This window comes from Mesorhizobium sp. M1E.F.Ca.ET.063.01.1.1 (assembly GCF_003998155.1).
Classification (GTDB): domain Bacteria; phylum Pseudomonadota; class Alphaproteobacteria; order Rhizobiales; family Rhizobiaceae; genus Mesorhizobium.
This window is the reverse complement of sequence record NZ_RZSC01000315.1, coordinates 1-6,561: the sequence shown is the minus strand read 5'-3', so window position 1 is coordinate 6,561 and position 6,561 is coordinate 1. Positions and strand designations below refer to the sequence as shown.

Sequence of the window (6,561 nt, the reverse complement as noted above, 5' to 3'; positions counted from 1 at the left end):
GTGCTCGTCTGCCCGGCGATGGCGGAAGGCTGTGCACATCATCGCCGGGCAGACGAGCACGTCCCAGTCGTCGAAGAAACGCTCCCAGGCGATGATGAATTCGTCGCGCTGGTTGAGCGCCTCGAGATAGGCCGACAGCGAGGGCGAGGCCTCGCGCGGCGGCTGGAAAGCCTCCGAATACCAGGTGATGAAGACCGAGAACAGCGTCCGCTCGGCCGCGAAATCATGCCGCGGCAAGGCCTGCCCCACTCGCGCGCCTGCGATGTCGAGAGCTCGAGCGAAGCCGGTGATCGCATCGGCGATATCGATCGCGACCGGCACGCCGGGAAATGTCGGCGCCCAGGCGACCTTGAGCTCATCGAGCGCGGGTTCCGGCATCTCGTCTGTGGCAACCGGCGGCACTTCGGTGTCGAGGCCGTCGGCGCCGGCGATGATGCGGTGGGCAAGGATGAGATCGTCGACGTCACGGGCCAAAGGCCCGATGTCGAACAGCAGGCGGAAGCTGCGCGGCATGTCGGGCGGATCGGCGTAGCTGCCGGTGATCGGCACGGTCGCCTGCGTCGGCTTGAAGCCGTAGATGCCGGTGAGATGCGCCGGCACCCGGATCGAGCCGCCGGCGTCGCTGCCGATCTCCAGCGGCACCAGCCCGGCGGCGACCGCGGCTGCCGCGCCGCCGCTCGAGCCGCCGGGCGTGCGGGTGACGTCCCAGGGATTGACGGTGCGGCCGAAGATCGGGTTGACGGTCTGAAAGTCGCGCAGCCTGGGCGGCACATTGGTCTTGCCGATGATGATGGCGCCCGCCTTGCGCAGCCGCGCGGCGATGGTGCTGTCGGTGGTCGGAACATGATCGGCACAGGCCTCCAGGCCGACGGTGGTGCGCATGCCCGCGGTGGCGTGGCCGTCCTTCAGCGTGACCGGCACGCCGGTCAGCGGGCCAACGGCTTCGCCGCGCGCGATCGCGAGATCGGCAGCCTTCGCTCCGGCCCTGGCAGCTTCCTCATCGAGGGTGACGATGGCGTTGAGGAGCGGATTGACCAGCGCAATCCGGGCAAGCTGCGCCTCCATCGCCTCGACGGCGCTGACCTTCTTCTCGCGGATCGCCGCCGCCAGTTGGGTGGCGGTCAGGAAGGTGGTTTCGGGGTAGATCATGGTCGTGCTCCAGGCAGTAGGGAGTAGGCAATAGGCAGTAGGGAAAGATCAGACTGGGGCCGTGCATTTTGGCTGCCACTACCCTACTCCCTACTGCCTACTGCCTACTGCCTCAATTCAACGAAAGCGCCGTGCGGAACTCCTTCGCGGTGTTGCGATTGGGATAGGGCTCGGCCGGCACCGGGACGCCGAGATGGGCGCAGAGTGGCTCCCAGCCGTCGCCGAGCTTGTGGATCAGGAGGCGCCCGGCTGGTACGGTCTTGAGCACAGCCTCGACATTGGCCTCATAGACGGCGATCGCATGCGCGCGGTCCTGCGGGCGGCCGCCGAAAACCTGCTTCTTGATCAGCGCGATGCCCAGCGACTCCTGGTCCTGGCTGTCGCTGATTGCCGGCACGATCGTCTTTGCAAAACTCTCCCACCAGCTTTCGGGCGAACGCCAGGTGAGGATCACGCGCGCCAGTGGGTAGGCTTGGATCAGCTCGCGCCAGTAGTGCGCCGACGGCCAGTCGACGCAGGATATGTAGCCAGCAAAGAGCTTGCCCCAGTCGGGTGCTGCGCCCTTGGCGAGAGCTCGCCAGAGCCGCTTCTGTTCCTCATGCGCCATGACCTCCGACATATGGTGGCAGGGGCCGAAACCCAGCATCGTCAGCGCCTCGCGCATCGAATCCGTGCCGGTGCGACCGAAGCCGGTTCCTACCACCCTCAGCGACATTTTTTTCTCCCCTCTCTCCCCGGTGCGGTCCGGCGTCCGGCCGGTGGCCGCCATCAAACCCCTTGAACCACGAGCCGCAAGCGACTGCCCTCCGGATCGGCGGCCTCGATGGCGTCGCCGATCCTTTTCGCCGGCACATTGGCGTCATTGAGCCTGGAAGCCACCGCATCGAGCTCCTCGGTCGAAGCGAGCTCGACCGTGAAATGGTCGAGGCCGGCAGCATTCGGCGGCGGCTCGCGCAACTCCTCGCGCGCCCAGATGTTGAAGGCGACCATATGCGGCCGGCGCCCGGTGCCGCAGTCGAACATGCCGAAGGTCCTGGACTGGATGTGCGGCCGGAAGCCGAGCACGCCGACATAGAATTGCATCAGCGCCTCGGGCGCGCGGGCGCGCATATGGATGTGGCCGATGAAGGCATCGGCTGCCATCCGCGGTTCGACATGGCCGGAATTGCCGAGATCGCGCAACAGGCCTGGGACGTCCAGCGCTTCGAGACCCGAATGCGCGCTGCCGTCGACGGCGATCAACGTCACGCGGCCGTCGGCCGACACCTCCCGGCGCAGGAAACGCTCCGGGGTGTCGAAACAGATTTCGATGCCGTTGCCGGACGGATCGGAGACGTAGAGCGATTCCGAAATAAGATGATCCTGGGCGCTGTACCTCAATCTCGATGCCTTGAGGCGGGCAGCCGCGTGGGCGAGATCGCGGCGCGTCGTCACGTGGATCGCGACATGGAAGAGATCGCGCGATTTCTGCGGCAGCGCTGTCACCGCTCCGGCGTGGAGCACGATCAGCGCCCTGCCGCCGGCGCCGAGCTCCGCCGTGACGGCATCCTCGCCGATCGGATCGAGTCCAAGCGTGTCGCGCCAGACAGTGAGGGCTGCCGGGATATCGGTCACCCTGAGATGGACCGGCCCGAGACGAGTGGCTTGAGACAGCAATCCGTCGTCCATCGTCGTCTATCCGATTGCGGTCGGGAACATATTAGCGCTGAACGATATTTCTGTCTTGCGCCAAGTTCGGGTTGACCCCTCCCCGGCGGGCGGCGACTATCGCAATAGGCAATTTGTTTTGACGCAATTCCGGACGGAAAATCGCTGCGCACTTTTCCTGGAATTGGTATTCGTTTTGGCGCAATTCCGGACGGAAAACCGTTACACACTTTTCCTGGAATTGCTTTGAGCAGGAGGACTTCCCATGGACGAGACCGACCACTGGCGCAACATGGCGAGCGCGCCGCGGGACGGCAGCCGCATCCTGGTGACGGTGCGCTCGTCCGAGCAGGGACCGGCCGAGGTCGACATGGCCTACTGGTCGCGCGCCGACCAGTTCGGCGAGGAAGGCTGGCGGGCTTCCGACTCCTCGCCCGGACGCGTGGTCGAATATGCCGAGCCGGAGCTGAGATGCTGGATGCCGCTGCCCACGGCAGGGCGCGGGTCGATGCCGAGCCCCTGGGAGGGCGAGGACGTGCCGCTGGTCGATGGGGAAGGGATTTAGCGGCACCTCTCTCCTTCTCCCCCTTGTGTGAGAAGGTGGAGCCTAATCCTCAGAACAAAAACGCCGCCGTGGCCGGGTCAGGCCCGGTTCGGCCGTCGGCGGAATCCATCCCTTGGATGGTCTCCATGTCGCCCGCGTCCAGCTCGAAATCGAAGACGTTGAAATTGCCGGCGATGCGGTCCTGGTGGACCGATTTCGGGATGACGACCAGCCCTTGCTGCAGGTGCCAGCGGATGATCACCTGGGCCACCGATTTGCCGTGCTTCTTGGCGATTGCCGCAAGCGTCGGGTCGGCGAGCAGACGGCCGCTGCCCAGTGGGCTCCAGCTTTCGATCTTGATGTCGTGCTTGGCATGAAACTCGCGTTTGTCGCGCTGCTGGAAATGCGGATGCAATTCGATCTGGTTGACGACGGGCGTCACGCCGGTCTCGCCGATGATGCGCTCCAGATGGTCCTGGTTGAAGTTCGACACGCCGACCGATTTGATGCGGCCGGCTTGCTTGAGCTCGACCAGCGTCTTCCAGGCCTCGACATATTTGTCCTGACTGGGCACCGGCCAGTGGATCAGGAACAGGTCGATCCGGTCAATGCCGAGCTTTTGCATCGTGTCATCGAAGGCGCGGAGCGCCGCATCGCGCTGATGGCCGCCGTTGCGAAGCTTGGACGTGATGAACAGCTCGCTTCTCGGCAAGCCGGCGGCGCGGATCGCCTCGCCGACACCTTCCTCGTTCCGGTAGCCCTCGGCGGTATCGATGAGGCGGTAGCCGGCCTCGATCCCCCAGCGCACGACCTTGGCGGTGATATCGGGATCGACCTGCCAGACGCCAAGCCCGATCTGGGGAATGGTGGCGCCGTCGTTGAGTTTGAGTTGTTCGGACATGGGGGATCCTTTTGGGAGGGAGGGGTGGTGCCGACTATGTAGGCCCTAGGTCTAGGATGACGAGTTGATATCTGGAAAAAACGGCTGAGCCAGCCATAAAGAGCGCGAAGGGCTCGCTCCTCCCTTCTCCCCTTGTTGTGGGAGAAGGTGGATCGGCGCGTAGCGCCGAGACGGATGAGGGGTGCTCCAGCGGAGTGAGATGCTGGTGTTTTCTGGAACACCCTCATCCGTCGCCTTCGGCAACACCTTCTCCCACAAGGGGGAGAAGGAGAGCCTTACCCTCTCGCCCCGAAGCGCAGCCCATCCATCAGCAACTTCACCAGCCTCCCCGAACGCTCGCGCCAATCGGGCGTGTTGGGAGCCGAATAGATTCCACCGAGCGCATGCATCACGTCGGAAGCGTCGACATCGGCGCGGATTTTTCCCGAAGCGGCGGCCGCCTCGACCAAGCTTCGCATAGCGCCCGAGACACGGCCGGAGGTGTCGGAGAACAGCGTCGAGTTGGTGGTAAGCAGGAGGCGCAGGCTGGTGGCGAGGCCGCGCTTGGTGGCGATGTAGTCGACGAAGCGCTGCATCCAGAACTCCAGCGCGACATCGGCTGGATGATCACGGGCGAGTTCGTCGGCCGCCTGGCAGAGCCCCTCCACCTCGCGGCGGTAGACCACCTCGACGAGGTGCTCACGCGTCGGGAAATGGCGGTAGAGCGTGCCGATGCCGACCCCTGCCCGCTTCGCGATCTCCTCCAGCGAGGCATCGACGCCGTCGGCCGCGAACGCCTGCGCCGCCATCTCGACGAGCTTGTCGCGGTTGCGCTGCGCGTCGGCGCGCAATGGCTTTTGCGCCGAGGCGTCGGGCTTCTCTTCGGCAGATGCTGGTGGCCGCTCGGACAGTTTTTTCTCCACTCTCGCAAATATGGGGCTTGAACCCATGCGGGTCAGCCCCCACGTAAATAAACGGAGGCGCCTCCGTTTTAGTGGAGTAGTCTTATCATATAATCAGGGGAAGCGGTATGTCACGTGTTGGTGAGAGCGTGATCTCCCCCACTTGGGGGGAGATTGGCAGCTCCTACGCCCTCGCCCTCCTTCGTGCCTCAGACCTTGCCCCTCTCCTCCCAAGCCCCATTTCCATCCGCCTAGCGTCCAGCAATCGGAGCCCGACGCCCCATGAATGATCAAGTCACCATCAGCCCCACCACCCTCTCCATAAACCTCACCATCAATGGCCGCGACCATGCGCTCGACATCGAGCCGCGCGTCACCCTGCTCGACGCGCTGCGCGAACGGCTCCACCTCACCGGTACCAAGAAGGGCTGCGACCAGGGCCAGTGCGGCGCCTGCACCGTTCATGTCGACGGCCAAAGGGTGCTGGCCTGCCTGACTTTAGCCGCGCAAGTCGAAGGCCGCTCGATCACCACCATCGAGGGGCTGGCCGACGAGGACGGCACGCTCAACGCCGTGCAGGCCGCCTTCCTCGAACAGGACGCCTTCCAGTGCGGCTATTGCACGCCGGGACAGATCATGTCGGCGGTGGCCTGCATCCGCGAGGGCCATGCCGGCTCCGACGAGGAAATCCGCGAATACATGGCCGGCAATCTTTGCCGCTGCGGCGCCTATCCGCACATCGTCGCCGCCGTCCGCCAGGCAGCCAAGGAGCTCCGCTCATGAAAGACTTTTCCTATCTCCGCGCCGACAGCGTCGAGGCCGCGCGCAACGCCGCCGCCCTTCCCGGCGCCATGCTGCTTGCCGGCGGCACGACGCTGGTCGACCTCGCCAAATGCGGCGTCGCCGAGCCCTCAACCGTCATCGACATCAGCCACATCGAGGGACTGAACGCCATCGATGTCAGCGCCGACCGCGCCGTCATCGGCGCGCTGGCCAGGATGAGCCATGTCGCCGACGATGCCGGGGTGAAGAGCTTGTTTCCGGCCGTGTCGGAGGCGCTTTGGCAGGCGGCCTCGGCGCAGCTTCGCAACATGGCGACCATCGGCGGCAACCTGATGCAGCGCACGCGCTGCCCCTATTTCCGCGATCCGCAAAACTTCCCGACCTGCAACAAGCGCGCGCCGGGCAGCGGCTGCTCGGCGATCGGCGGGGTGACGCGCGGCCATGCGGTGCTCGGCACCAGCGAGGCCTGCATCGCCACCTATCCGGGCGACCTCGCCATCGCGCTCGTCGCCTTCGACGCCGAGGTCGATCTCGGCGAGCGCAGGCTGAAGGTGGAAGACTTCTTCCTCGCCCCCGGCGCGACGGCCGAGCAGGAGCACGACATCCGCCCCGGCGAAGTCATCGTGGGAATAGAGATCCCCGGCTCGGCCGCAGCC

At 65.3% G+C, this 6,561-nt stretch carries 8 protein-coding genes; 3 read left to right on the top strand and 5 right to left on the bottom strand.

The annotated features are described in order from the left end of the window. The 3 genes from EOA29_RS20975 to EOA29_RS20965 all read right to left on the bottom strand — a co-directional run. Positions 1 to 1,149 (bottom strand): amidase family protein (locus tag EOA29_RS20975; protein WP_127221397.1); only part of this gene is annotated, 1,149 nt, incomplete at its 3' end. Between the two features lie 112 nt (positions 1,150 to 1,261). Further along, positions 1,262 to 1,864: a sulfotransferase family protein gene (locus tag EOA29_RS20970; protein ID WP_126094591.1), complete on the bottom strand. Its 603-nt coding sequence runs from the start codon at positions 1,862 to 1,864 to the stop codon at positions 1,262 to 1,264. Between the two features lie 53 nt (positions 1,865 to 1,917). Continuing rightward, positions 1,918 to 2,817 carry a VOC family protein gene (locus EOA29_RS20965; RefSeq protein WP_126094592.1) on the bottom strand — a complete coding sequence of 300 codons (900 nt, stop codon included), beginning with the start codon at positions 2,815 to 2,817 and terminating at the stop codon, positions 1,918 to 1,920. Positions 2,818 to 3,061: 244 nt separating this feature from the next. Here EOA29_RS20965 and EOA29_RS20960 point away from each other — a divergent pair, with 244 nt between their 5' ends. Beyond that, complete coding sequence (locus EOA29_RS20960; protein ID WP_126094593.1) at positions 3,062 to 3,361, top strand: hypothetical protein; 300 nt, start codon at positions 3,062 to 3,064, stop codon at positions 3,359 to 3,361. A gap of 49 nt (positions 3,362 to 3,410) precedes the next feature. Here EOA29_RS20960 and EOA29_RS20955 read toward each other — a convergent pair whose 3' ends face one another. Both EOA29_RS20955 and EOA29_RS20950 read right to left on the bottom strand, forming a co-directional pair. Next, a complete protein-coding gene (locus EOA29_RS20955) occupies positions 3,411 to 4,241 on the bottom strand; it encodes an aldo/keto reductase (protein ID WP_126094594.1) in 831 nt (276 codons plus the stop codon). A gap of 275 nt (positions 4,242 to 4,516) precedes the next feature. Next, a complete protein-coding gene (locus EOA29_RS20950; RefSeq protein ID WP_126095958.1) occupies positions 4,517 to 5,131 on the bottom strand; it encodes a TetR/AcrR family transcriptional regulator in 615 nt (204 codons plus the stop codon). Positions 5,132 to 5,404: 273 nt separating this feature from the next. Here EOA29_RS20950 and EOA29_RS20945 point away from each other — a divergent pair, with 273 nt between their 5' ends. Both EOA29_RS20945 and EOA29_RS20940 read left to right on the top strand, forming a co-directional pair. Next, a complete protein-coding gene (locus tag EOA29_RS20945; protein WP_189350128.1) occupies positions 5,405 to 5,905 on the top strand; it encodes a (2Fe-2S)-binding protein in 501 nt (166 codons plus the stop codon). Next, on the top strand, positions 5,902 to 6,561 hold a 660-nt coding region (locus EOA29_RS20940; protein WP_127221395.1), incomplete at its 3' end, for an FAD binding domain-containing protein. The genes EOA29_RS20945 and EOA29_RS20940, both read left to right, overlap by 4 nt.

Bases quoted from the DNA above. Each gene is read 5' to 3' on its own strand.
- EOA29_RS20970 (WP_126094591.1), bottom strand. From the start codon at position 1,864: ATGTCGCTGAGGGTGGTAGGAACCGGCTTCGGTCGCACCGGCACGGAT.
- EOA29_RS20965 (WP_126094592.1), bottom strand. From the start codon at position 2,817: ATGGACGACGGATTGCTGTCTCAAGCCACTCGTCTCGGGCCGGTCCAT.
- EOA29_RS20960 (WP_126094593.1), top strand. From the start codon at position 3,062: ATGGACGAGACCGACCACTGGCGCAACATGGCGAGCGCGCCGCGGGAC.
- EOA29_RS20955 (WP_126094594.1), bottom strand. From the start codon at position 4,241: ATGTCCGAACAACTCAAACTCAACGACGGCGCCACCATTCCCCAGATC.
- EOA29_RS20945 (WP_189350128.1), top strand. From the start codon at position 5,405: ATGAATGATCAAGTCACCATCAGCCCCACCACCCTCTCCATAAACCTC.